Here is a 24138-nt window from a genome sequence, read left to right on the forward strand (position 1 = left end):
TTTCTCACCGCCCTAAAATTTATTAAATTTCAAGTCCAACCCAGATGAAAATTGAAGCCCACGACAAGCAAATACAAGACATTTTCTCACTAGGATATTTCCAGATTCCGCGTTTTCAACGTCCTTATTCTTGGGAAAGAGATGAGGTGGAAAATTTTTGGAACGATATAATTAATGATGTTTCAGAGAATTATTTTATTGGATCGATGGTCGTTTATCAGGAAAGAAAGCCATATTTTGGAATTGTCGATGGCCAACAGAGATTAACGACTATTACTCTCATTTTGTCAGCAATAAGAAATTCCTTTTTGAGACTAGGTGAGGATAATCTGGCAAAAGGTGTGCATAAATTTGTTGAGCAGCCAAATATAGATAATGAGGCCGAGTTTATTTTAGATGCCGACACATCATTTCCTTATCTTCAAGATCACATTCAATCTTTCAATGGTTTAAAAATAGATTGTGATGTGGGCATTGAGGAGCAAAAGCTAAAAAACGCATTTGAGATTATTTGTGCGCGATTGGAGGACGAAGTTCCAACCTCCAATTCCGAAAGCGGCGGACAAATAAATATGTTTCCGGTAGAAGTTCCTGATCCAATTTTAAAATTAAAAGAAATTCGAGATAAGGTACTATCTTTAAAGCTTGTTTTTATTCAATTAGACAATAAAAGTGATGCACATCTGATATTTGAAACCTTAAACGCTCGAGGGCGTGATTTGCGCACGTCGGATTTGGTGAAAAATCTATTGCTAAGTAAGATAAAGGAAGGTAACGCGAAGTTGGATTCGGCGAAAGAGTCTTGGAATTCATTGATTAGAAAATTCGATGACGCAAGTGAATCGGAAATAATTGACTCATTTCTCTTGCATTTTTGGATATCCGAATACAACTACACTACTGACAAGAAATTATTCTCAGAAATTTCAAAATTTGTATCCGAGGATGAAAAGAATGCGAATGATTTGCTTAAAAAATTAAATCATGCGGCAGCTATTTATTGCAAATTAATCGATCCTGGTGCCCATGAGTGGAGCAGGGAAGAAACTGATGTCAGAGAATCCCTTAAGGCATTAAGATTGTTTAAGGTAAAACAACAATCATCTATGACGTTGGCTCTGTTGCGAGCCTATTATGAAAAACGACTAACCTTAAGAAATTTAAAGACATGCCTTAGAAAGCTAGAATATTTTCATTTTGTGTTCAATGCTGTTACTTCGCAGAGATCGTCAGGAGTTATCGCTACGACTTATTCAAGCCACGCGATTTCGCTAACCGGGGCGAAAGGAAATGATGATATTCAGGCTATTATATCAAGCCTCTTTTATTCCTTGAAGACAAAATTGCCGCAATATGAGGAATTTGAGGTGAAGTTTTTGGAGTTATCTTATTTGTCTAGTAAGACAAAAAATAAAGGGATTATTAAGTATTGCCTATCAAAACAATTCGGCGATAAGTTTGGCGGAATTGATATTAATCATGAATCAATGAGTATTGAGCATATAATTTCAGAGTCGGCTATGAAGGATGGGCAAAGTTCTGATGTTGTTGGCAGCATTGGAAATCTATTGTTGGTTGATGAAAAAACAAATTCAGAAGAGCTTATGAATTTAACAGTTTCTGAGAAAATTAGGAAATTAGAGGGGAAGGGCTATCCATTGGCCAAGGCTTTGGTTGGGGAGAAATTTTCCGGAAATTCTGGAGTTCAAGATAGGGCAAGAAGTATTGCGCAACATCTTTATAATAGTGTTCAACTCTAGAAATTTACTTTTTTATGCAGCGGTATTAATTATTTTTCATTGTGGTTAGATACTTTATTAAACGGTACATAGGAAATAATTTTTATCTAGTATTTATGCATTAGCGTGAGAATTGCTATTGCTTAAAGATTGCAGATATAAGACCAGGCCTACAGGTCTTATTACGGCTTGCGCGGCAAGACCACGTCCTGCCCGCCTTGCGTCAGCACGGCGGCGGCGATCTTGCCCGCCGCGTCGCGCGTAAACGCCAGTTCCGCTTCGATGGCGCGGAAGAAGAACCGGTCCTTGGCGCTGGCGAACAGGGGTGCCGAGCCGACGCCGGTGCCGGCCGCTTCCAGGCCATGCTTGCCCAGGCTGACCGTCAATGTGAAATCCTTGTCCAGCGGATACGTGCCCACATACTCGGCCAATGCCGCGCGCGTCATGGCGATGGCCACGCCGGGCTTTTTCAGCGGCGGCAAGGGCGTGCCGGGCAGCAGGGCGGACAAACCCAGCGCATCGACGTCGCGCGCCGTATTCGTCAACACCACCACGCCCCGCTTGCCATCCGTCGTGAACGCCGCATAGCTGGCGTAGCCGCCCGTCTGGCCGCTGTGCCAGGCGTAGCTGTGACCCTGCCGCTGCTCCAGCAGCCAGGCCAGGCCGATTTTCGTGTCGCTGTCGGCCGCCAGCGGACGCTGCGGCTGAAGCGCCAGCGCGTACGGGCGCAGCGGCTTGAACATGTAGGCTTGCAGATAGGCGACCATGTCGCGCGCGCTCGCATACACGCCGCCGGCCGGCGCCACCACGTTCAGCTCCCAGGCGGGCGTGGCCTCGCCCGACAGCAAATGGCCGGGCGCCAGGCGCGCCAGCATGCCGGCCGAGGGCGTGATCGCGGTCGAACGCATGCCCAGCGGCACGGCGATGCGCGCGCGCAGCAGCGCTTCATAGCTGCTGCCGGCCTGCGCCGCCAGGGCCGTGCCCAGCACGGCATAGCCGATGTTCGAATAGTCAAATGCCGTGCCCGGCGCACGGGGCAGGCGGTAGGCGGCGAGAAACTGCCGCTGCTTCGCTTCCGTGTAGTCCGCATACGGGTTGGCCGGGTCTTGCGGCGCGAAATTGTCGGGCAGGCGCGGCAGCCCCGAGGTGTGCGTGGCCAGGTCTAGCAGGCTGATCTGCTTGCCATCGAAGGCTGGCAGCGTATAGCCCGGCAACAGGGCCGCCACCGGCGCGTCGAGCTTTGCCTTGCCTTCGATGACGGCGTCGGCCAGCAGCAAGGCCGTCATGGTCTTGCTGATGGAACCGATCTGGTAGACGGTGTCGGCGCCCGGCTTGGCGCTCTTGCGTGGATGCGCGCTGCCAAAGCCGTAGACGGCGCTGTCCTTGCCGTCGATCACGGCGATGACGATGCTGGCGTGCATGCCCGTGCGCGTCAGTTCGTCCGCGCGCTGGCGCACGGCGTCGTCGAGGACGGGCGCGGCCAGGACGGCGCCGCCGAGCAGGCAAAGGGGGAGGAGGGTGTAAGCGGGTATCATGGGAACCTTGTCCAGGGTGGGCCGTAGGCATGCCGGCGCCTGGATAAGGCGGCTGGCATGCCTGGGCAAGTATACGGCGCCAACATGAAGGTTGTCTGAGTTTTATGCCATTCTTGCCCGTTTGCTAAGGTTTGCGCTTGCCCGGCATCGCCTGGCCATTCTGGTGCAGGACGACGCCCGTGATGGCGCCCTGGGCGTCGCGCTGAAATACCAGTTGTGCTTCGACCACCTTGTAAAAGAAGGTGTCTTTCGCACTCGCGTACACGGGCGCTTCGCCCTGGCCGGTGGCGCCCACCAGCAAGCCGTCGGGACCCTGGCGCACGCTGAGGACAAACGTGGGCGCCAGCGCATACTGGCCCGCATATTGGGCCAGCTCGGCCGGGGCGATGGCGATTTCCTTCGGCGCCGGGCCGGCCGGCGGCGGCAGGCTGCCGGGCAGCAGCACGCCCACGCCCAGCGCATCGACGTCGCGCGCGGTATTGCTCAGCACCACCACGCCCCGTTTGCCATCAAGCGTGTAGCCGGCAAAGCTGGCATAGCCGCCCGTCTGCCCGTTATGCCAGGCAAAAGCCTGGCCCTTGACCTGGTCGAGCATCCACGCCAGGCCGATCTTTTTCACGCCGTCGCCATCGCCTTCGCCGGCCAGCACCTGGCGCGGCTGCACGGCCAGTTGCTGCGCGGGACTGCTTGCCCGCATATACGATTGCATATAGGCAATCATGTCGCGCGCGCTGGAGCGCACGGCACCGGCCCCCGCGATGGCCTGGAAATCCCAGTTTGCCGCCGGCTTGCCGTCGGCCAGGTGGCCCGGCGCCAGGCGCGCGCGCAGGGCGGGTGGCGTCACCGTCGAGCTGCTGGCCATGCCCAGCGGACGGAAAATGCGCCCTTGCAGCAGTTCTTCGTAGGACATGTTGGCCTGCGTGGCCAGGGCCGTGCCCAGCAAGCCATACGCGAGGTTCGAATATTCATACGCGGCGCCCGGCGCGCGGGCCAGCTGGTGGCCGGCCAGGAAGGCTTGCAGCAGCGCCGGCGTATAGTCGGCGTAGGGATTGCGCATGTCGGCCGGGGCCAGGTTGGCGGGCAGGCGCGGCAGGCCGGAAAAATGCGTGGCCAGCCGGGCCACGGTGATTTGCTGGCCGTCCAGCGCGGGGATGGCGTAGGCGGGCAGCAATTGCGCCACGGGCTGCGCCAGCTGCGCCTTGCCCGCCACGATGGCGTCGGCCAGCAGCAGGCCCGTCATGGTTTTTGTCACGGAGCCGATTTCATACACGGTGTCGGCATCGGGCACGCCCGCCTCGCCGGGCCGCGCGCGGCCGAAACCGTAGACGGCGCTGTCCTTGCCGTCGATGACGGCGATGACCAGGCTCGCATGCTTGCCGTCACGCACCAGTGTTTCGGCCCGTTCCCGCACGTTCGCATCGAGGGTGGGCGCGGCCAGGGCGCCGCCAGCGGACAGCGACAGCATGGATAACAGCAGAGGGCGCAAGCGTGGGAGCATGGTTATTTCCGTCGGAAAAATGATTAATGGGAGGAAAGCATATCATCGCCAGCGCCAGTGTGGCTGTTTGAGCAAGGTGTATCGCTTGGCATCTCCGCGCTCGCCGCAGGCGTGTCCAGGAAGCATGCCAATTGCGCGCGCATATCGGCCGCCATACCTTCCAGCATGGCGCCACGGCGGCGCGCGTCGGCGCGCTTTTTCGAGGGTAGCTCGGCCAGGTCGGGCGTCCGGCAGGCCGCGCAGGGCAGGTAATAGTTGCCGTCGCGCATGGGCAAGGCGTGCAGTTCGCGCCAGGCCAGGTCGTAGTCGGCGGCGATATGGCGGCGGCGCCGGGCATTCAGGGCGATGCGGTTGTCATTGCAAATTAAAAACAGATTATTGCAGGCAAAAAAATCGCCAAAATCACGCAGGGCCGTCACCATCAGGTTTTTCGGGCGGCAGCCGTGCAGCGCCCGCGTGGCGCCCTTGACGGCCAGCGCGCCGGCATCCGAGCGCACGCCCTGCAGCGCGCCGAGCTGGATGGAAACGCCATCGGCACGCGGCGTGAACAGGAAGCTGGCCAGGTACAGGGGCAGGCCGTTGCGCGTCAGCCGCAGGCACAGTTCGCCTTCGCGGTAGCTGTCGTGGATGGCCGTCAGCTGCAAACGGTACAGGGCCTCATCCTTGCCCTCGAACGCGGCCAGCAGCACGGGCTGGCGCGCGGCCCGTTCGACCAGCGGGCGCGCCCCGGCTTGCCACAGGAAGCGGTAATGGCCTTCCAGCAAGGCCAGGCGCGCCGTGCAACCGAGCTGGCGCGAAGCGTAGGGGCGGTAGATCTTGTAGCGCAGGCAGGGATACAGCTGCGCCAGCGCCGCCATGCCCGGCATGCTGCCAAGAAACGCCTGCCAGCGCGCGCGCTGGCGGGGGAAGAACAGGGCGCCCAGGGCCGCTTTCAGGCGGTGCCCGCCGGCGCGCTGCGGCAGGACGGCGCTGTTGCGCAGGGTTAAAGCGATGTCATTCATGATTGAACCGGAAAATGGCAGGCGCTGCACGATGAGAGCCTTGCCAATCTGAATGCTACGCGGGCCAGGTGAATTTCATATTAAGAAGCTATTCCCACGGGGGGTTAGAGCCTATCCCAGTAGATGAATACATCCCCTGCTGGCCCCCTCAGAAGCGGGGACTGCGTTGATCGTCGTCGCGTGGCTCGCCACGCGTCCTCCTCACGCCTTGTCCGCGCTCCTGATGACCTGCCAGCAGAAGACGCTCCCTACCGGAATAGGCTCTTAGAGAATGGAAACTAAACACTTGCCTTTTGGCAATGTGGCCGCTTATGCTCGCGGCACCGTGACCCGATGAAATGATTGTGCCCCATGAAACTCCGCCATTTGCTTGCCATCCCCATGCTGCTCGCCGCGCAGGCCACCCACGCCCAGGAGCGCGGGGCCGATCCCCTGGCGCCGCTGGCGCAATGCATCAACCGCAGCCAGTTCCAGTTCAAAACGCAGGACCGCTTGCCGGCCAGCGCGAGCACGCGCGTCGTCAAGATGGCGGCGGGAGAGCGCCGGGTCTCGACGGCCGATGGCTACCGGCTGATGCTGTTCCGCAAGAGCAGCTTGCCGCTCGCGAATCTGAAGATCGATCGCAGCGCCGAAGGCCAGTTTGCCGCCGACCGCGAGACCATCGTGGCGCAAATGCAGGAAATGTCGGTCAGCGGCAAGCCGCCGCATCAGGTGCCGCTGGAAACGGACGTGCGCCAGGGCGTGGAAGTGCTAGGATTGAATCAGGCCAGCATCGCGCAGGCGCAAGGCATCATCAGCCTGTACACGCTGCTGCACGCCGCCAGCGGCACGGTCGCCACGGCCTATCTGCTGAACCAGCCGGCCGACCCGCGCGACTTTGCCACGGATGCGCAGTACCAGGCGCTGCGGACACAATTGATTGCTACCCTTGCCAGCTGCCTGGCCGAGCCTGCGCAGTAAGGCAAGCGCAAAGGAGACGTGAACCATGAGAAAAGCAGCAAGCGGCGCGCCGCCCGGCGAGGAAGCGGCAGGCAGCGCGTCCGCCGCCAGCCTGATCGACGCGAAAATCGCCGCGCTGGCGGACTGGCGCGGCACAACCCTGGTTACCGTGCGGGCGCTGATCCATGCGGCGGACCCGGACGTGGTCGAGGAAGTCAAATGGCGCGGCGTGCCCGTGTGGTCGCACGCGGGCATGCTTTGCACGGGCGAGACGTATAAATTGGCCGTAAAACTCACCTTCGCCAAGGGCGCCGCCCTGCCCGATCCGGCCGGCCTGTTCAATGCCAGCCTGGACGGCAATACGCGCCGGGCCATCGACCTCCATGAAGGCGAGCACCTCGATGTCGCGGCGTTCAAGGCGCTGATACGCGCCGCCGTGGCCCTGAACACGGCGCCCAAAACGAAGCGGACCAGCACTTGAGACATTATCTGTATATCTGGCACGACCCGGCCGCGCGCATGATTGTCGCCTCCGGCATGGAATTGAAGGATATGCTCCCCGCGCTGATGGGGGCGGACGGCCTCGTGCTGCGCAAGGGCCGCGCCGGCACGGCCGGCAAGCCGGCCCGCTACCAGGCCTTGGCGCGCCAGCAGCTGCCGGCCCTGGCCCGCGAAGACCTGTACGCCTGCGGCAGCCATGCCTGGGCCGATTGGCAGGGCGCGCCGCCAGCCGTCCGTGATGCCGATGTGGCGACGATGCTCGACCACCGTGGCGTGCTCGGGCCGCCTGCCGCCTTGCGCAGCCGCTTTCTCGCCTTTGCCCACGACGACGGCTGGTACCTGAAACTGTTGTATGCGGCGTGGGGCGATGTGGCGGCGCTGCTGGCCGGCGCCATCCCCCCAGCGCTGGGCGCGCTCGACCTGGATGCGCTGGAGCGGGCCGGCGACGGCTACTGGCTGCAGGACGGTGCGGTTCAGGTGGAACTGAAAACCCACGACATCGATAGCGTGCTGAACCGCCGCCTGTGATCATGGCGTCGGATGCGGCCCCCGGCCCGTCCGGCAGCATCATGGCGATCCCCCGCCCTATAGACGGGTTCAGACATCGCGTTTCCCCTTGTTGTGCAGCGCCAGGTGCGCGGCCATTCCGGCATTGTCGCGCAGCAAGGCATCGCGTTCCAGCGCCAGCGCTTCCGCCTTCTGCTGCGCCGTCTGGGCATTTTCCGCCAGCATGTCGAGCTGCCTGTCCTGCGCGGCCAGCGCCACCCTGGCGTCGTTCAGCGCCAGCAGGGCCGTATCGAGCTTGGCGAGCAGGGCGTCGGCGGACGCGGCCGCCTGCAAATACTGAAATTCGAACTGGTCGCGCTCGGGGCGCACGGTGGCCAGCGCTTCGCGGTCGGCGGCCGCTTCGCTGGCCAGCCGCGTTTGCTCGGCCTGCAGTTGCGCCAGGCGCATGTCCTGCTGTACCAGGGTGGTTTGCTGGCCTTGCAGCCGCTGCTGACACTGGGCGTTGTCCTGCTCCAGACGGCTGATCCGCTGCTGCGCCTGTGCCCGCTCCTCGCTGCGCTGGGCGGCGGCCGCTTCCTGATAGTGGTCGAACTGCGAGCGCACCTGCGCCAGCTGGCGGTTCAGGGCCGCGATGTCCTCGCCCCGGTCGGCCAGCCGCTGCGTCAGGCCAGCATTGTCGCTGTGCAAGGTCGCCAGGGTGACGGCGCGGAAATGGTGTTCTTCCTTTAACTGCGCCAGCGCGTGCTGGGTGGCGCGCAGCTCCTGGGTGAGGGCGGCGCGCGCCTGCGTCAGTTTCAAGCGTTCGCTTTCCGTCTTCTTCAGTGTTTCCAGTGCCGCATCGCGTTCCGCGCGGTGTTGCTGCATGGCCGTTTCCAGCTGCTGCGCCACGTCGCGCTGCTGCTTCTCGTAGACGCCGCGCATCGCTGCCATCAGTTCGGCCGGCAAGCCTGCCTCGGTCTTGACGGCGCCCGCGCCCTGGAACTCTTCCTTCCAGCGCTTGAGCAGGGGCGCGATGGTGCTCTTGCTGCCCGTGCTGCCCAGCGCTTCGCGCACATTGTCGACCGTGGGATTGCGCCCATCGGCAGCGACGATTTGGGCTGCTTTCATAACATCAGAGTACAGAATGCCGGTGCGGGCCATGAAACCACCTATGAGCGAAATTTAGTAACGTATTACATGATACGTAATATCGCGTAATATTACGATATAAATTTTGATGAATCTTGAAAAATATAAGCCGTGATAAGAGTGCTTATCGCGTCTTATGGGGGTGTCTGGCATGCTATTCTGCGTGTCTCCCAGTACAAAACCGCGATTTCGCCGCCGCCATGCCCGATCTGCCCCTGAACAAACGCCGCCTTGCCGTGGCAAACCCTGCCGCCATTGCCGTCGCGCCGTTACACGGCACCCTGGTCGACGCCGAGCTGGCCGCGCGCCACCAGGCCTTTCTCGCCGCCGCCACGTCCGACAACACGCGCCGCAGCTACCGCTCCGCCATCCGCCACTTCCAGGCCTGGGGCGGGGCGCTGCCCGCCGACGAGTCCAGCGTCATCCGCTACCTGCTGGCGTATGCGGACAGCCTGAACGCGCGCACGCTGGCCCTGCGCCTGACGGCCCTGTCGCAATGGCATGTGTACCAGGGCTTTGCGGATCCGGCGTCCACGCCCACCGTGCGCAAGACCCTGGCCGGCATCGCCCGCCTGCACGGCAAGCCGAAAAAGAAGGCGAGGGCGCTGCCGCTGGAAGACCTGGAATTGATCGTCACCAGGCTGGCCGCGCTGGGCACCAACAAGGCCTTGCGCGACAGCGCCTTGCTGCAGCTGGGCTTTTTTGGCGCCTTCCGCCGCAGCGAACTGGCGGGGCTGGCGCTGGAAGACGTGCGCTGGGAGCCGCAAGGCCTGGTGATCACCTTGCCGCGCTCGAAAACGGACCAGTCGGGCGAGGGCATCGTCAAGGCCATCCCGTTCGGCGACGGCGTCTGCTGTCCGGCCACGGCCCTGCGCGCCTGGCTGGGCGTGGCGGGCATCGCCAGCGGCCCGCTCTTGCGCACCGTCAACCAATGGGGTCATGTGGGAGGCAAGGGATTGCACGCGAGCAGCATCAACACGATATTGGAAGGCTGCGCCCGGCTGGCCGGGCTCGATTACGTGCCGGAATTATCGAGCCACAGCCTGCGCCGCGGCATGGCCACCAGCGCGCACCGGGCCGGCGCCGATTTCCAGGCCATCAAGCGCCAGGGCGGCTGGCGCCACGACGGCACCGTGCACGGCTATATAGAGGAGGCGGGGCGCTTCGAGGAAAACGCGGCCGGCAGTTTGCTGAAGGGGAAGAGGAAGGCGGCGGGCTGAGGCCATGCGACCACACGTTGCCGCATGCTTGCGGCAGGCGGGGAGCGTACGCATGAAAGCAACGTTTGACCTTAGCGCATCAGGAAAGATGCCGTGCTCAAGGAGATCAGGACCCCAGCGCCATCCGGACCGGTCCGCTCATCAATTCCTGTTGATACGGCATGCGGCACCTTGCCGTCGTGATAATTTGTGTATTTTTTTTGATAACATACTGCTATATTGATCTGGCTGGCACTCGACAAGCTGCCAAACAGGGAACGCAGATTCTCCTTGATGCGCAATGCCATAAAGTGCAATAAAAATATTGCGCAAATTTATAGCCGGGACTTGGGGGGGAGTATGAAAATATTTTGCTCTGCAAAAGGATGTTTTGCGCGCATCTTACTGCTATTCACAGGCGCCGGCATAACTGCGTGCTCGACAAGTCTTGAATCAAAAAAAATCGAGAATTTCAGTAATATATCCCGGGGTCAAGTATATTATCTCCCGCGCGTGGATTTTCAGGTCGCCACCACCAGGGAACTGCGGAAATGCGGCATTTCTTATCTCACGGATACGCTGACCATTCAAGCATGGCTGGCTGACCAACTAGAAGCCGCCACTCTGCAGGATACCGATGAGCAGACCATGCGCTTGATCGCAGCGATACCGTCGGACCCCATCCTTAAAATCGATAATCTAAAAGCCGCTCTTGGAACGCAGTGGAGTGACAACTTGGCCGCTTATAGCCGCATCGATGATAAAAAATCGACGCCGAAGAGCCAGATGAAGGCGCTCAGGAACGAAATGGCAAGGATTTCGGCAATTATCGCGGGTGCAAAGCCGACCGCCATTTTCAATCTTGAGGCAAGCATTGGTGCGCAGGCAACGAGTTCAATTACGGCCGACACCTCCCATAGCTATACCCTGTCATATGAACGAATGCAAAGTGGGCTCAAGGGAACAGATTATGCTGTTGAAGTCTACCCGAATGGCACATTAAAGGCAGTAAATGTCGCTATCGATGACCAGACGGGACCGGCGATTCAGAGCGTACTCGGTGGCATTGTCAAAATCGCTGCTGCCGCAGGCGGTTTTCCATTGCAGTCAAGGCAAGCTCAATCCGGCAAAGCCAAGGGTTTTCTCTCCTTTTCAGACTGGGGCGAAGCGGAAACCAGGAATCTGCTCTCGCCATGCAAGCCTGACATCGCCCTCAAGCTGTATCAACGCAGCGGCGTGGAGGATCAGGCTGATGCCTACGCAAAAGCTGCCCTTGAGACATTGAAGAAAATTGACAAGCTCAGCGGCGAGCAGGTCAACATGCTGGCAGCGCGTGACAAGGCCAAGGCCGCGCTGAAGGACATGCACGCCAGTGATCCTGATTACCCTGCCGCTGCGGCGGCATTGAAAAACGCCGAGAGTGCCCTGAAGCTTGCAAGCAGCGCGCTCAACGACGCTAAAGCTGTGCAAGCCAGCAACGACCAGGACGCAGCAAAGGTAACAAGCCGCTTGGCGACCTTGCGCAAGGCGCTATCGGACACCTTGATGTCGACAATACGACCGCAAGCGGAAGGACGATCGCTGAAAATAGAGGGGGAAGAAATCGCGCTCCAAAAATGGCTGAATGGCCCCAGCCAAGCTTACTGCAACAAGGCGCCGGAAGTATGCGACAGCATTGAGAAATTTAAGCGTTCATTAACGGCGTATGCGGACCTGTATCTGCCCGGCCTGCCCATGCAAAATGCCAACGATGAAACGCAGACTGGAATTTATTACCGGCAGCCGGTGAAAGCAACTTTACTTGTTTGCAAGATTGCCTCCTGTTTAAATACGCAAAGAGAAATATCAGCACATCCCGACACCATTTTGCTCAATACATTAGTTGATATTCCTCAACTCGGCGCGCTGGCGGTGCTGCCGCTCAAAAATGAGACGTTCCAGAACAATACCCTCGGCGCCTCGTTTGCCGAAACTGGAACGCTCACGAAAGTGATTTACAAATCGAATGCTGCGGCGGTCAAGGCGGCAGCCGTCTTCGAATCGTCGGCAGATACCGTGTTGAAATTTACGGATGCAAAGCGGCTGCAGGAATCGACCAAGCTGGATGCCAATACGGCCGAACTGGAATCGCGCAAGAAATTGATCGACGCGCAATTATCTGTGGAGAAAGCCCAGGCCGATCTCGACAACTTCCGGGAATCGCAAAAAAAGGACGCAAAATGAGCAAGCCGGTTCCAGCCAGGCCGCGCACCGCCGAAAAGCTGCCGCAACTTCCCGGTATTACTGATCGGAAACTGCTGGCGGCGTATAGGGACGCCCAATGTTTTCTGCGCAGACGGTATGTCTCTGGCGTGGGCATCGGCTATGCGATGAAGAACGGGAAATACACAAAGGAGCTGGCCATCTCCATCCACGTGGACACAAAGGTTCCCATTGAACAGCTCACCAAGCTGCAGCGCTTCCCTGCAACCCTGGGGGGCGTCCGCGTGGACGTGGTCGCACTGCGCATTGCGCCGCACATTTCAGGCGACGAGGCGGAGGCGCGCCAGCGTACCAAGCTCAACCCGCTCAGGCCTGGCGCCCTGCTGAAAACCGAGGATGGCGACATAGGCACCATCGGCTTGCTGGTCACCGGGCAGCGGGACGGAAAGACGTATTTGCTCAGTGCCGCCCATGTGATGCAGTCGCTCGCTGTCAAGATATATCAGCCCAATAAAGCACTGGCGCCGGCATTCCTGGGCCAGGTCATTGCCATATTTAACACTCCTGGCGATGTCGCCATCGCCGAATGCCGTGGACGGCGCACCCTGAATCAGCCGATGGGAAGCAATACGCCGATCAGCAAGGTCAGAAGCGTCGCGCTAGACGATGTGCTGACGATATCGGGCGCGATGAGCGGACTGGCAAAGGGCAAAGTGATGTGGATAGGCCGGAAAGACATGATTTATGGCCCGGACGACGTCAGAAAAGTGGATGGTTTCCAAATGTGCTCGGCAACTGCTACGCCCTTGAGTACCAGACGGGGCGATTCCGGCGCATTATGGTTCGATGAAGATGGCGCTGGCGTGGGCTTGCATGTGGGTGGCGATACCACCGATGGCCTGCCATGGTATTTCGCCTGCAATCTGGAGCAGGCAATGGCTAGGCTGAAAGTGAAGCTCTAAGAGGCGTCCAGCAGCGACACCGCCTCTGGCGACGGCACCATATTCTTTCCGGCAGTGACTTGATGCGACAAAGGCATAGAGTCACCGCCGGAAAGGCAGCGACAGCGCATGGGCGGCAGCTTGCGGCCGCCTTGGCACAAGCATGGCGTTGCGGCTCCCATGACCAGCAAGAGGCAACTGGGGCGCGGCCTGTCCGTATCAGGCGGCGGCTTGCTCCCGTTCGGCCGGGCGGATGATCATGCAGGTAGCCGTCGCGTGCGCATAGACTTTGCCCGCTTCGTCGCGGATCGTGCCTTCGGAAATGACCAGGTTGCGCCCAGCATTGATGACCTTGCCTTCGGCAAAGACCGTCACGTTGAAGGGCAGCGGGCGGCACATCTTGATATTCAGGTCCGTCGTGCCATAGCTGACGCCGGCCGGCAAGACCGTGTGCGTGGCGCAGCCCGTGACCGTGTCGAGCACGGTGGCGGCAAAACCGCCGTGCACGCCGCCCATGGGGTTCGTATGGTTTTCATTCGCCGTCGCCGTGAAGATGACTCTGCCGTGCTCGACGGTGTGCGCATCCATGGGCATGGTCCTGGAAATGCCCGGCCGGGGAAACAGGCCTTGCGCGAAAGCTTGCATCAGTTGCAAGCCGGTCATGTCGTTCGGGTGCATGGGTAACTCCTGTGGTGGTGAGGTGGGGATGAGTCAGACGTCCTGCGCAAAACGCAGGCGCGAGGCATGCAGCAGGAAGCGGGCGACGACGGCCAGTTCCTCCTCGCTGAAACCTTGCCTCAGTTGTTCATTCAGGCTGTCGAGCAAGGGCAAGGCGGCCGCCAGCACTTCGCGGCCCTTGGGCGACAGGTGCAGCGAGCCGGCACGGGCGTCCAGCGCGGACTGGCCGCGCACGATCAGGTCATTTTCTTCCATGCGCGCCACCAGGCCCGTGACGGCGGAATTTTTCAATTGCAGCAACCGCCCCAGGTCCTTCAGCTGGCAGCCTTCCTCGCCCTTCAGCGCGAACAAGGCCACGACCTGCGTGCCGGAATAGCCTAGCTCGCTGGTAAAGACGGCATCGGCCGAGCGGAACAGGTTCTGGCGCGCCAGGCTGAGCAGGTTAAACAGGCGCGGCGAGCGCTCGCCCAGCGGGCAGGCGGCGGCAGCGGGAAGGTTTGGCGGGGGCGGAATATTGGTACGCATGCGGAGTATACTACTACGCATGCGTAATAAAACAAGGATAAGTTGATGCCGTGCTGGATGGCGGCGGAGCCAGCTTGCCGCCAGCCAAGCGCTATAATCGGCCAGCGGAGACAAGCTGATCAAACAACACAAGAGGGGACAGGTGCGAATGGGTACTGCTGGAATGGAACGCATCGTCGTCATCGGCGCCGGCATCGTCGGCGCCGCGCTCGCGCATCAGCTGGCCCGCAAGGGCGCGCAAGTTACCGTCATTGAGGCACAAGGCATCGCGTCCGGCGTGACGGGCACCTCGTTTGCGTGGATTAATACCTCCTGTGCCGGGCCGGACCCCATTGCGGCGCTGCGCGGCGGCGCCATCGCCGCCTGGCGCCGGCTGGAAACGCAGGTGCCCGGCCTGGCAGTGCGCTGGCATGGCGCCGTGTCGTATGGCACGCAGGACGGGCGCGTGTCGCCCGAGTCCGTATTGATTGACCGCCCGCGCATCGCCCAGCTGGAACCGCGGCTGCGGCACCCGCCGCAGCAGGCGGTGTACGAGCCGGAGCAGGGCGCCCTCGATGCCGTTGCCGCAACGCATGCCCTGCTGGCAGCGGCCCAGGCGCACGGTGCGACGGTCCTCACGCACAGGCCCGTGCTGGGTTTTACCGTCCGGGACGCGCGGGTGACGGGCGTGGAAACGGCCGCGGGCCTGATCGAGGCGGACACCGTCGTGCTGGCGGCAGGCACGGGCACCGCCAAGCTGGCCGCGCAACTGGGTGCCGACCTGCCGATTCACGCCTCGCCCGCCATCTTCCTGCGCTACCGGGCGCCGCCGGGCCTCGTGCGCGCGATTATTTCCAGTCACGCAATGGAAGTGCGGCAAGCCGAGGACGGCACCATGCTGGCGGCGGAAGATTACGTGGACGACGCGCCGGAAAACCAGCCCGCCGCCATGGCGCTGCGCACGGCCTGTGCGATCCGGGAAGAACTGGAGGGGGCGGAGGCCATCGTGCCGGCATTCGCCGGCATCGGACTGCGCCCCATGCCGCTTGACGGCGTGCCCGTCATCGGCTACCTGCCGCAGGTGGCAGGCGTATATGTGTGCGCCATGCATCCGGGCGTCGTGCTGGCCGCCATCGTGGGCCAGCTGGCCAGCGGGGAAATCGTCGACGGCCAGCCGGCGCCGGCCCTGGAGGCGTGCCGGCCCGCGCGTTTTCAGGCGTGCTAGTGCGCTGATTACTACGGCACAGGCGCGACGAACACGGGCAGGACGAACGGCGCCGGCTCCTGCCCATCGCCGTCCTCCGCTGGAGCCTGCATATAATTCTCGTTGCGCCAGTCCCCGTTCACCACGCGCTCGGCGATCAGAGATAAATCCTGCGTTTCGCGCAGCGCGCAGCGAAACGGCAGCCTCCCATGCGAGCGCGACACCAGGCTGACGCGCAACTGGCGGCATTGCGCATCGTGCCAGCAATAGAACAGCATATCTGCGCCAGCGAGCGCGCTGCGCCGGGCCGCGAGCACCTCACCGATGAAGGCAACGATATCGGCCGCATGGATCTGCGGCGTTTCCTCGTCCGTGGGCGAAAAGCTCCACATATTGGTTCGGGCTTCGTGGTTGATGTCGTCGGGATCAATCTCGACGGCATCGTCTTTTGCCATGGCGAGCCAGTTGGTGATGACTGTTGAATGAATCATGTGAATCTACCAATACCTTTTAAACCTGTCTATTTACGCATGGAAGAGGAAACTCTCTGTTTCCGCGTGGCTCACATTATTTTACCTATCAGTTTAGCTGCCAACCGGTACTTAACTGGACTGTCCATGTCGACGCATCCATTCATCCGCAACATCGCCCATGGTTTTGATGGTGCCATCACATATCCAGGCCATGAAGTCACGGTCCAGCTTGAACTCGGGGCCGCACTGGTCAAGGAAGAAACGCCTGGCGTTTTGCGTGTTTTTGTAGTGGGCGTCGATGCTGGTTTGCCGGGTGATGATACAGCTATGCCAATTGAAATTCATGTGTCTGCCAGAAAAGTATATGCGAGGTGCAAGTGTCCAAAGAAAAGGCTCGAGCATCGAGTTCAGACCCGCAAATAAATGAGACAGCCTAAGCTGCCTCATTAGCTTTATACATTACTGCGTCGCCGGTGATTCCATCTCAGCGCGGATATGACCGGCAGTGCTCGCATACGTACTCAAGCTTCCCCCTGCGGAAGCGGGTGTATGCAATCACATGAACGGATTTTGGATATTGACATGTTTTCATATCGCCAACTCTTTCGTCAAAGTGATGACCTCGACGACGAACTTGACGCTTGCAAAGCAGTGGTTAAGGTACTAAACTGCCCACTGCTACCCAATAGCATGCAATTCAAGAGAAAACCAGAGATCGTTTGATTTTCTTTTACCCCTAAAACGTGTAAAAAGCGCCAACTTTTTACACGTTTTTTCCTAAAATCTCAGCTCGCCTAGCATGCGCAGCTTCAAAACTAACCCCAAATGCATCAACAACCTCTTGGACTGTGCTATAGCGACAGATGAGATCAGGAGGCATCATTAAGTATGATGCGAATGTATCGGCTTGCCATTCTGAATTGCAGTAAATCTTCGGTGGTGATGCTGGATCAATTCGTGAAAGGGCGATGCCCCGGTGCATCATTAGGTGTCCCAACTCATGGCACATCGTAAAGCGGTCTCTAGCCTCACCAATGCAGGCTCGCTCATACACGTCATTTCTAAGCACAATTCGACGCTGATCGGGATATGTACGACCATGGTCTTCTCCCATCTCGTACTCCTCGTAGACCTCAAAATCAGCGTCTTCGAACATCATGCCTAGCATCGCATATACTGCAGGTACCGGAAAATAATCTTGTTTTTCCAGCTTAAGAAACTGTCGCATCGCTTGAGCATTCGCTGCAATATCCTTCTTCGAGCGCGGCGTTACAACGGTTCCTTCTGTCCTGGTCCTAGTCATTGGCGGGGCCATGTCTACTCCATTGTCACCAGATTTCGAATTCGTTCTTTATCTTCAGCAGACAAACTGCCGAAGCGCCTAGCCAATGCAGTGGCCAACATTGCATCATCGTAACTAGCGTCATTTAACGGCACACTGACCTCCTTCCTAGCTTGATTAACCAAAACCTCGAATTTGTTGCGTTCTTTAGCAATTGCCGGAAACGCCGTTGCCAATACATCAAGTGTTCCATCCGGAATACGCTTCCGACCAGTTTCAATTGCTGAAAGGAAAGCTGACGATACGTTAATCTTTTGGGCCATCTCCATCAAAGTGATGCCAAGATCAATGCGCAGCTTCTTTAGTTCCTTTCCGAACTGGGTTGTCATTTTTCTCTCCTAGAGTAGGTGACCTGCTCTCATGAACCCTTATGGGTGAGCCCTCTTGGACCCGCAGATGGTGTAAGGGGCTTCCCCTTAGCAATATAGTCTCAAATTTCGAAATAAAAATCAACCACTTTGGTTAATATTTATTGCGAAAATGAGATGAAAATTTACACTCAAGGTCTACTTGATTTATTGCGATGTTAGATCCGAAGCTACAAGCCTCTAGTGACCGCAATGAAAGACAGCAAATCACCCCCTCGGCCCATCCGCCAGCAACTCCGCCAGCCTGTGCGTCAACCACAAGCTCGTCTCGCTGAGCTTCTTGCCATGAATCGATAAGCGCCGCACCGGCAGCCTGGATAAAGCCAGCGCAGGGCAGGGTACTTCCTGCAGATAGCCTTTGTAATTGTCGTAGTTGGCGATGTTCAGGGGCAGAATCGCCCAGCCCAGCTCGTCCGCGACCATTTCCGCGATGCTGTAGAAACTGTCGGAAAACCAGACGGCGGGGCTGAACGCGTGTTCGCGGTTCAGCTCGGAATCCATGATCAGCTGGCGGTAGCGGGTCAGCTCGTTGCGGCTCACTTCCTGGCCGTGGGCCATGGGGTGGCCTTTGGCCACGAACACGCCTTGCGCCACGCTGCCGATGTGCTGCTGTTCCAGCACGGGAGAAATCGGGCCGCGGTCAAAATGAAAAGCCACGTCGGCTTGCTGCTGCTCCACGTATTGCGCCACCTCGGACGCCGTGGCGTTGAGCATCACCAGTTCCAGCGCCGGATAGCGCGCCGCCAGCTCTTTGACCAAAGTGCCGATGGCCAGGTAGGGCAGGGCTTCGTCCAGCGCCAGGGTCAGCTGCGCTTCGGGCGCCTCGCTCAGCAGCTGGGCGCGCAGCTGCAAGCGCTCGGCCTGGCGCAGCAGTTCGCACGCTTCCAGGTGCATCACCTTGCCCGCCTCCGTCAGCACGGCGCTGCGGCGCGAACGGTCGAACAGTTCCACGCCGAATTCCGCTTCCAGCAAGCCGATCGAGGTGCTGACCACCGATTGCGCGCGGCCCAGCCGGCGCGCCGCGCCCGAGAAAGAACCGGCCGCGACAGCCGCCTCAAAGTAGCGCATTTGTTCCAAAGTCCATTGCATGGCATCCACCTATCTGTTTTACAGATGGATTTTAACTTGAATGCCATTCAGGGGCGACATAAAATGCCATTTACCAATTCAACAACACGAGATTCGCCATGAGAAACGCCCAACAGAACACCCCCGCCATCAACTTCAGCTGGTGTCACGACGCCAGCGCCGAAGACAGCTTGTGCCAGTTATATCTTGATAACGTCAGCGCCGACTATATCTCGCATTCGGAGCTGCAGGGCGAACGCGCCGATGCGCCCGGCAACTGGCGCGCGGACTTGCCTGAAGTCATACGCGGCGAAATCCGCGCCGCCCTGTCGCACGACTGGGCGCATGGCGATTCGACCCTGCTGGCCGTCGCCACCGCAGGCGACGCCATCGTCGGCATGGCCCTCGTGTCCATCGATACGCGCCAGCGCGCCTCGAAATCGTTCGCCGCGCTGGACGACCTGGTCTTGCTGCCTTCCGTGCGCGGCAGCGGCATCGGCAGCTTGCTGGTGGAGTGGGTGGCCGATGAGCTGCGCAGCCACGGCATCGCGCGCTTGTTCCTCGAATGCGGCGCGCACAACCTGACGGCGCAACAATTCTTCCAGGGCCGCGGCTTCAAGCAAGTGTCCGTCGTCATGCTGCGCGAACTCGATGCGCCGGAAGTGACGGCCGCCGTGGATGACAAGGATGACAAGGATGGCGACCGTGGCTGACGCCCGCCGCCCCCGACAAGGCCAGGCCCGTGGCAGCCTGGAACGTAAATATTTGCGCAGCACCCGCTTTATCCATACCGATAGTTGTTAAAAGTTACACTAAAATCCATGAGTTGTTTATGCATCCAATGAAAAAATGGCTGACGCTGGCCATCGTCTCCAGCGCCCTGTTCCTGATCGTGGTCGACATGACCGTGCTCTACACCGCCTTGCCCGCGCTGACGCGCGACTTGCAGGCCACTTCCTCGCAAAAACTGTGGATCATCAACGTCTACGCGCTGGTCGTCTCCGGCTTGCTGCCCGGCCTCGGCACCCTCGGTGACCGCTTGAGCCACAAACCCGTTTTCCTTGCCGGCCTGGCCGTGTTCGGCATCGCCTCGCTGTGCGCCGCGTTTTCGCCCGCCGCCGAATGGCTGATCTTTGCCCGCGTGCTGCTGGCCGTCGGCGCCGCCTTGATGATGCCGGCCACCCTGTCCATCATCCGCCTGACGTTTACCGATAACCGCGAGCGCTCGTTCGCCATCGGCGTGTGGGCGGCCATCGCCTCGGGCGGCGCCGCCTTCGGTCCCGTGCTCGGTGGTTTCCTGATGGAACATTACTGGTGGGGTTCCGTGTTCCTGATCAACGTGCCCATCGTGCTGCTGACTTTGCTCCTGGCCGCCGTCATCCTGCCGAAACGGGCCGGTAACCGCGACAAGCCGTGGGACTTGAAGGGCTCGCTGCAAATCATGATGGGTCTGCTTGGTGGCGTGTATGCGATCAAGGAGCTGGGCAAGTCGCAGCCGTCGTATGCGCTGGCTGCCGCCTCGTTCGCCGTGGGCGCCTTCTTCATGCTCAAATTCGTACGTCGCCAGAAGCGCCAAGCCAGGCCGCTGATCGACTTCGCCCTGTTCCGCGAACTGCCGTTTTCCAGCGCCGTGGCCGCCGCCATGGTGGCATCCGCCGCCCTGATCGGCATGGAACTGGCGCTGAGCCAGCACATGCAGCTGGTGCGCGAGCTGTCGCCGCTGGAAGCGGGCTTGCTGCTGCTGCCGCTGCCCCTGGCGTCCGTGTTTGCCGGTCCGCTGACGGGTTTCATGCTGCCGCGCGCCGACAAGGCCAAGGTCCTGTGGGGTTCGCTGCTGCTGTCCGGCATCGGCATGGCCTCATACCTGCTGCTGCATGACGCCGCCGTCTCGGCCCAGGTGGCCAGCCTGGTGATCCTGGGCCTGGGCCTGGGCGCCGTGATGACGGCCGCTTCGAGCGCCGTGATGCTCAACGTGGCGCCGCAGCAGGCCGGCATGGCCGCCTCGATCGAGGAAGTGTCGTACGAGCTGGGCGCCGTCATCGGCGTCACCGTGCTGGGCACCATCATGTCGGCCGTCTACAGCGCCACCCTGGTGATCCCGGAAAGCGCGGGCCTGCTGCCGAACGCCCACGACACGCTCGATGCGGCGCTGCTGGCCGCCGAGCAATTGCCGGCCGAACTGGGCTTGCAAGTGTCGGAACTGGCCCGTTCGGCCTTCGACAAGGCATTTGTTGTCGTGCTGGCAACCGCGTCAGGCATCCTGATGGCGGCCGCCGCCACCATCCGCCATCTGCATCTGCGGGCGCGCCGCGTGGCCTGCAGGCCGGCCTGATCGCAGGCAACTGCCCGAAAAACCGTCGCCAGCCGGCGTCATTGCCCGGCGGGCAGCACCTGCCGGATCGCCGCCTCGACGATGTCGGGTGACGTCAATGCCATCTGGTGGCTGGAATCGGCCACCGTCCTGAGCGCTTGCGGGTATAGCGCGGCGACGCTGTCGCGGGTGCTCTTGTCCATCCTGAATGCGCCAAAGTCGACGGCGATCGCCGTGCGCGAGACGGGCCGGTTTTCCAGGCGCACCACGGGCTTGCCGCTGTCAGGCAGGGCCAGCACCATCTCGCCCGTCGCGTCGATCTGCTCGATTTCGCGCCAGACGGCGCGTGAAAAGGCCAGCTGGCCCACGATGCGCGTCAGCCAGGGGAAATCCTGCACCGGCTTTACCATGCGCGGATACAGCGCATCGACCAGCACCAGGGCCTTGACTTCCTCGGGGTAGCTGCGCGCAAACAGCTGCAGGTACAGGCCGCCCAGCGAATGGCCGACCAGCACATAGGGCGGCCGCAAGCCCTTGAAGCGCAGCACGGCGCGCAACTCCTCGACGATGGTGCGGCCGTCGCGCGGCGCGGCGGCCGCCTCGCTGTTGCCATAGCCGGGCCGGTGATACGCGAACACGGAGGCATCCGCTGCCAGCCGCGCGGGTACCACGCCCCATTTGTCCATCGTTGCGCGCGAACCATTCTCGAACACCACCACGTCGCGTGACGTGGGATGGCGCCAGGTCAGCGACTCCACCTGGCGCCCGTCGAGCGTGTCGATGACGGTGGCGGGCAGGGCGGCAAGGGCAGGCATCGCGCTCGCGGCGCACAGCAAACCTACAGTGACAGGCAGTATGTTGAACATGGGGCGTCTCCGGCAATGAAAACGCCAGCATCGCCGATGGCAGTGCCCGCCGCGCCGGCCATGCGACGAATCGACAGCCGGCGCGACGGATGGCAAGCAGGCAGGACGCGCTACATGGCCCGGAACAGGTGGACGAAGGCGCGGCTCACGGGCAGCTCGCCCGCGTGGCCGCGCAGGCGCACGAACAAGCGGCTGGCGTCGTCGCGGCGCGTGCCGTCCAGCCAGGCCAGGTTGATCAGGGTGGAGCGGTGCACTTGCCAGAATTGCTCCGGATCAAGCTGGGCCGCCAGCTCGGTGATGGGCGTGCGGATCAGGAATTCGCCGTCCACGCTGGCGACCACCGTGTACTTGTCGTCGGCATGGAAAAAGCGCACCTTGGCCACGTCGAGGTGGTGCGTGTGCTCGCCCCGGGACGCGAGGATGTAGCGCAGCCGGGGGCGGGCAGGGCCGGGCGCGGCCGTCAGCTGCCGCAGGGCCTGCGCCATGGCCGCACTGGCGGGCGGCAGGGGCGGCGCGGAGCGCAGGCGCGCCACGGTGCGGGCCAGCCGTTCCGTGGTGACGGGTTTCAGTATGTAATCGAGCGCCGCGTGCTCGAAGGCCTGCACGGCAAACTCGTCGTAGGCCGTGACGAACACCACGCGCGTAGGGCCTTCGATGCCTTGCGCCACCTCAAGGCCGGTCAGCCCCGGCATCTGGATGTCGAGGAAGGCGATATCGGGTTCCAGTTCGGCGATGCGGGCGGCGGCCTCGACGCCGTTGCGCGCCATATGAATGATCTGCAATTCCGGCCACAGGGCCAGCAGCTGGTCGCGCAGGTACAGCGCCAAATGCGGTTCATCGTCCGCGATCAGGGCGCGCGTCATGCGGCCGCCTGCACTGCGGGCGCGCCGTCGCCGCGCCGGTACGGCAGTTGCAGCACGGCTTCGGTCCCATGCCCGCTCCCGCGTCCGCGCAGGACCAGGCTGGCCTGCGCGCCGAACTGGGCCTGCAGGCGCGAGCGCAGGTTGGCCAGCGCCATGCCGCTGCCCGGGCGCGGTGGCTGGCCTGGGGCCGTCAAGCCTGCGCCGTCGTCCAGCACGCGGATTTCCAGGCGGCCCGCGCGCACCTCGGCTTGCACGACGACGCTGCCGCCATCCAGCTTTGGGGCCAGTCCATGCTGGATCGCGTTCTCGACCAGCGGCTGCAGCATCAGTGTCGGCATGCTGGCCAGGCGCGCTTGCGCGCTGGCGTCGATGCGGAAGCGCAGCCGCTCCTCCATGCGTATCTGCAGCAGGCACAGATACTGGCTGGCCATGTCGAGTTCCGCTTCCAGCGTGCTGTCGCCCCGGCGCAGCTGCGACAGGCTGGCGCGCAGGTAGCCGGAAAACGTCTCGAGCATCCGTTTCGCGCGCGGCGGGTCGTAGTCCATCAGGCTCTGGATGTTGGCCAGGGTGTTGAACAGCAGGTGCGGCTCGATCTGCCCCTGCAGCAGGCGCAGGCGCGCCTCCGTCACCTCGCCTTGCAGCTGCTGCTGGCGCAGGCGCGAGCGCCACCACGCCCAGTTGGCGCCCATGACAAACAGGATGAAGACGGCAAACTTGGTCAGCGCGGCAGGCAGCGAGACGAACATGCCCCACAGCTTGAAACCCACCAGTATCGGGACGATGGTGAAGCCGATGCTCATGCCCAGGATGATGGCCGCCAGCGACAGCGCGCCCAGCGCCATGCCGGCGCGCAGGTCGCGCACCTGCGACATGCGCTCGACGAGCGGCGCCGGCAGCCAGCGCCCGGCCAGGCGCAGCACGCCGAACAGGGTGTGCACGATGCACAGGCAGATGCCGATATTCGGCAGCAGCGAGGCCCACCACCAGTGCGGCCGGTCGACCCGGCCGAAGATGGCGACGATGGCCATCAGGCCCAGCGCCAGCGCGATGCCGATCAGGGAGATGAGCAGCAGGCGGGCGAGGGTGGGAACGTCGTGCCGGGGGCGCAGTTCCCATAGGGAGCGCCAGCCCTGCAGCAGGGTGGGTTGTCTGGTCATGGGCGTAGTGTAGCGGCCGCTTGTCTTGTTGACCAGAACATGGCTTGCCATTCGTCGGCTCCATTGTCGATTCGTCGCATGCGCCCGGCCATCGGCCGGCCCGGCTGTCAATCT

The 24138-nt window shown here is 60.9% G+C and carries 25 protein-coding genes; 10 read left to right on the forward strand and 15 right to left on the reverse strand.

Annotated features, from left to right (window positions below; all coding sequences use genetic code 11):
* The first annotated feature begins 44 nt into the window (after nucleotides 1–44).
* Entirely contained in the window at nucleotides 45–1760 is a 1716-nt protein-coding gene (locus AC3RCJ_RS15505) for a DUF262 domain-containing protein (RefSeq protein ID WP_492962852.1), read from the forward strand.
* Nucleotides 1761–1921: 161 nt separating this feature from the next.
* Here the strand turns inward: AC3RCJ_RS15505 and AC3RCJ_RS15510 are convergent, their stop codons facing one another.
* The 3 genes from AC3RCJ_RS15510 to AC3RCJ_RS15520 all read right to left on the reverse strand — a co-directional run bounded on the left by AC3RCJ_RS15510 (nucleotide 1922) and on the right by AC3RCJ_RS15520 (nucleotide 5773).
* The gene (locus AC3RCJ_RS15510; protein WP_492962854.1) at nucleotides 1922–3274 is read right to left on the reverse strand and encodes a serine hydrolase domain-containing protein; all 1353 of its coding nucleotides are present in this window, start codon (nucleotides 3272–3274) and stop codon (nucleotides 1922–1924) included.
* Nucleotides 3275–3398: 124 nt separating this feature from the next.
* Nucleotides 3399–4772: a serine hydrolase gene (locus tag AC3RCJ_RS15515; RefSeq protein WP_492962856.1), complete on the reverse strand. Its 1374-nt coding sequence runs from the start codon at nucleotides 4770–4772 to the stop codon at nucleotides 3399–3401.
* 23 nt (nucleotides 4773–4795) lie between these two features.
* Entirely contained in the window at nucleotides 4796–5773 is a 978-nt protein-coding gene (locus AC3RCJ_RS15520) for a VirK/YbjX family protein (protein ID WP_492962858.1), read from the reverse strand.
* Between the two features lie 351 nt (nucleotides 5774–6124).
* Here AC3RCJ_RS15520 and AC3RCJ_RS15525 point away from each other — a divergent pair, with 351 nt between their 5' ends.
* Genes AC3RCJ_RS15525 through AC3RCJ_RS15535 form a run of 3 tightly spaced genes read left to right on the forward strand, consistent with a single transcriptional unit; the run spans nucleotide 6125 to nucleotide 7741 of the window.
* Nucleotides 6125–6733 carry a hypothetical protein gene (locus AC3RCJ_RS15525; RefSeq protein ID WP_492962860.1) on the forward strand — a complete coding sequence of 203 codons (609 nt, stop codon included), beginning with the start codon at nucleotides 6125–6127 and terminating at the stop codon, nucleotides 6731–6733.
* Between the two features lie 25 nt (nucleotides 6734–6758).
* Nucleotides 6759–7193: a DUF1801 domain-containing protein gene (locus tag AC3RCJ_RS15530; RefSeq protein WP_492962862.1), complete on the forward strand. Its 435-nt coding sequence runs from the start codon at nucleotides 6759–6761 to the stop codon at nucleotides 7191–7193.
* Nucleotides 7190–7741 carry a hypothetical protein gene (locus AC3RCJ_RS15535; RefSeq protein WP_492962864.1) on the forward strand — a complete coding sequence of 184 codons (552 nt, stop codon included), beginning with the start codon at nucleotides 7190–7192 and terminating at the stop codon, nucleotides 7739–7741. The genes AC3RCJ_RS15530 and AC3RCJ_RS15535 overlap by 4 nt, the downstream gene beginning before the upstream one ends.
* A 69-nt stretch (nucleotides 7742–7810) precedes the next feature.
* Here the strand turns inward: AC3RCJ_RS15535 and AC3RCJ_RS15540 are convergent, their stop codons facing one another.
* On the reverse strand, nucleotides 7811–8827 hold the full coding sequence (locus AC3RCJ_RS15540) for a DNA-binding protein (RefSeq protein WP_492962866.1): 1017 nt from the start codon (nucleotides 8825–8827) through the stop codon (nucleotides 7811–7813).
* A 221-nt stretch (nucleotides 8828–9048) separates the two neighbouring features.
* Between AC3RCJ_RS15540 and AC3RCJ_RS15545 the strand changes: the two genes are divergently transcribed.
* Entirely contained in the window at nucleotides 9049–10068 is a 1020-nt protein-coding gene (locus AC3RCJ_RS15545; RefSeq protein WP_492962868.1) for a site-specific integrase, read from the forward strand.
* A 71-nt stretch (nucleotides 10069–10139) separates the two neighbouring features.
* On the opposite strand, the gene AC3RCJ_RS15550 is transcribed toward AC3RCJ_RS15545, so the two are convergent.
* Nucleotides 10140–10355 (reverse strand): hypothetical protein, encoded by a 216-nt coding sequence (locus AC3RCJ_RS15550; RefSeq protein ID WP_492962870.1) that lies wholly within the window; start codon nucleotides 10353–10355, stop codon nucleotides 10140–10142.
* On the opposite strand from AC3RCJ_RS15550, the gene AC3RCJ_RS15555 reads away from it, so the two are divergent.
* Nucleotides 10339–12270: a hypothetical protein gene (locus AC3RCJ_RS15555; RefSeq protein WP_492962872.1), complete on the forward strand. Its 1932-nt coding sequence runs from the start codon at nucleotides 10339–10341 to the stop codon at nucleotides 12268–12270. The two genes, AC3RCJ_RS15550 and AC3RCJ_RS15555, sit on opposite strands and share 17 nt — an antisense overlap.
* Nucleotides 12267–13211 carry a hypothetical protein gene (locus tag AC3RCJ_RS15560; RefSeq protein ID WP_492962874.1) on the forward strand — a complete coding sequence of 315 codons (945 nt, stop codon included), beginning with the start codon at nucleotides 12267–12269 and terminating at the stop codon, nucleotides 13209–13211. Before AC3RCJ_RS15555 ends, AC3RCJ_RS15560 begins: the two co-directional genes overlap by 4 nt.
* A 198-nt stretch (nucleotides 13212–13409) precedes the next feature.
* Here the strand turns inward: AC3RCJ_RS15560 and AC3RCJ_RS15565 are convergent, their stop codons facing one another.
* The gene (locus tag AC3RCJ_RS15565) at nucleotides 13410–13868 is read right to left on the reverse strand and encodes a PaaI family thioesterase (RefSeq protein ID WP_492962876.1); all 459 of its coding nucleotides are present in this window, start codon (nucleotides 13866–13868) and stop codon (nucleotides 13410–13412) included.
* A gap of 33 nt (nucleotides 13869–13901) precedes the next feature.
* Nucleotides 13902–14393: a MarR family winged helix-turn-helix transcriptional regulator gene (locus AC3RCJ_RS15570; protein ID WP_492962878.1), complete on the reverse strand. Its 492-nt coding sequence runs from the start codon at nucleotides 14391–14393 to the stop codon at nucleotides 13902–13904.
* Between the two features lie 148 nt (nucleotides 14394–14541).
* Between AC3RCJ_RS15570 and AC3RCJ_RS15575 the strand changes: the two genes are divergently transcribed.
* Nucleotides 14542–15597 carry an NAD(P)/FAD-dependent oxidoreductase gene (locus tag AC3RCJ_RS15575; protein WP_492962880.1) on the forward strand — a complete coding sequence of 352 codons (1056 nt, stop codon included), beginning with the start codon at nucleotides 14542–14544 and terminating at the stop codon, nucleotides 15595–15597.
* A gap of 11 nt (nucleotides 15598–15608) precedes the next feature.
* On the opposite strand, the gene AC3RCJ_RS15580 is transcribed toward AC3RCJ_RS15575, so the two are convergent.
* The 5 genes from AC3RCJ_RS15580 to AC3RCJ_RS15600 all read right to left on the reverse strand — a co-directional run bounded on the left by AC3RCJ_RS15580 (nucleotide 15609) and on the right by AC3RCJ_RS15600 (nucleotide 18848).
* Entirely contained in the window at nucleotides 15609–16067 is a 459-nt protein-coding gene (locus tag AC3RCJ_RS15580; RefSeq protein WP_492962882.1) for a hypothetical protein, read from the reverse strand.
* Between the two features lie 111 nt (nucleotides 16068–16178).
* Nucleotides 16179–16496 carry a DUF6434 domain-containing protein gene (locus tag AC3RCJ_RS15585; protein ID WP_492962884.1) on the reverse strand — a complete coding sequence of 106 codons (318 nt, stop codon included), beginning with the start codon at nucleotides 16494–16496 and terminating at the stop codon, nucleotides 16179–16181.
* A gap of 316 nt (nucleotides 16497–16812) precedes the next feature.
* The gene (locus AC3RCJ_RS15590) at nucleotides 16813–17364 is read right to left on the reverse strand and encodes an ImmA/IrrE family metallo-endopeptidase (protein WP_492962886.1); all 552 of its coding nucleotides are present in this window, start codon (nucleotides 17362–17364) and stop codon (nucleotides 16813–16815) included.
* 2 nt (nucleotides 17365–17366) lie between these two features.
* On the reverse strand, nucleotides 17367–17720 hold the full coding sequence (locus tag AC3RCJ_RS15595) for a helix-turn-helix domain-containing protein (protein ID WP_492962888.1): 354 nt from the start codon (nucleotides 17718–17720) through the stop codon (nucleotides 17367–17369).
* Nucleotides 17721–17966: 246 nt separating this feature from the next.
* Nucleotides 17967–18848, reverse strand: coding sequence for a LysR family transcriptional regulator (locus tag AC3RCJ_RS15600; RefSeq protein WP_326459334.1), 882 nt, complete (start codon nucleotides 18846–18848; stop codon nucleotides 17967–17969).
* 98 nt (nucleotides 18849–18946) lie between these two features.
* Here AC3RCJ_RS15600 and AC3RCJ_RS15605 point away from each other — a divergent pair, with 98 nt between their 5' ends.
* Together AC3RCJ_RS15605 and AC3RCJ_RS15610 are read left to right on the forward strand one after the other, a co-directional pair.
* A complete protein-coding gene (locus tag AC3RCJ_RS15605; protein ID WP_492962890.1) occupies nucleotides 18947–19540 on the forward strand; it encodes a GNAT family N-acetyltransferase in 594 nt (197 codons plus the stop codon).
* A 128-nt stretch (nucleotides 19541–19668) separates the two neighbouring features.
* Entirely contained in the window at nucleotides 19669–21159 is a 1491-nt protein-coding gene (locus AC3RCJ_RS15610) for an MFS transporter (RefSeq protein ID WP_492962981.1), read from the forward strand.
* Between the two features lie 38 nt (nucleotides 21160–21197).
* On the opposite strand, the gene AC3RCJ_RS15615 is transcribed toward AC3RCJ_RS15610, so the two are convergent.
* From AC3RCJ_RS15615 to AC3RCJ_RS15625, 3 genes are all read right to left on the reverse strand, one after another.
* On the reverse strand, nucleotides 21198–22004 hold the full coding sequence (locus AC3RCJ_RS15615; protein ID WP_492962892.1) for an alpha/beta fold hydrolase: 807 nt from the start codon (nucleotides 22002–22004) through the stop codon (nucleotides 21198–21200).
* A gap of 110 nt (nucleotides 22005–22114) precedes the next feature.
* Nucleotides 22115–22867 carry a LytR/AlgR family response regulator transcription factor gene (locus tag AC3RCJ_RS15620; RefSeq protein WP_492962894.1) on the reverse strand — a complete coding sequence of 251 codons (753 nt, stop codon included), beginning with the start codon at nucleotides 22865–22867 and terminating at the stop codon, nucleotides 22115–22117.
* Nucleotides 22864–24024 (reverse strand): sensor histidine kinase, encoded by a 1161-nt coding sequence (locus tag AC3RCJ_RS15625; RefSeq protein ID WP_492962896.1) that lies wholly within the window; start codon nucleotides 24022–24024, stop codon nucleotides 22864–22866. The genes AC3RCJ_RS15620 and AC3RCJ_RS15625 overlap by 4 nt, the downstream gene beginning before the upstream one ends.
* Nucleotides 24025–24138: the final 114 nt, after the last annotated feature.

The sequence above is a fragment of the Janthinobacterium sp. GW822-FHT07H11 genome, assembly GCF_058798615.1.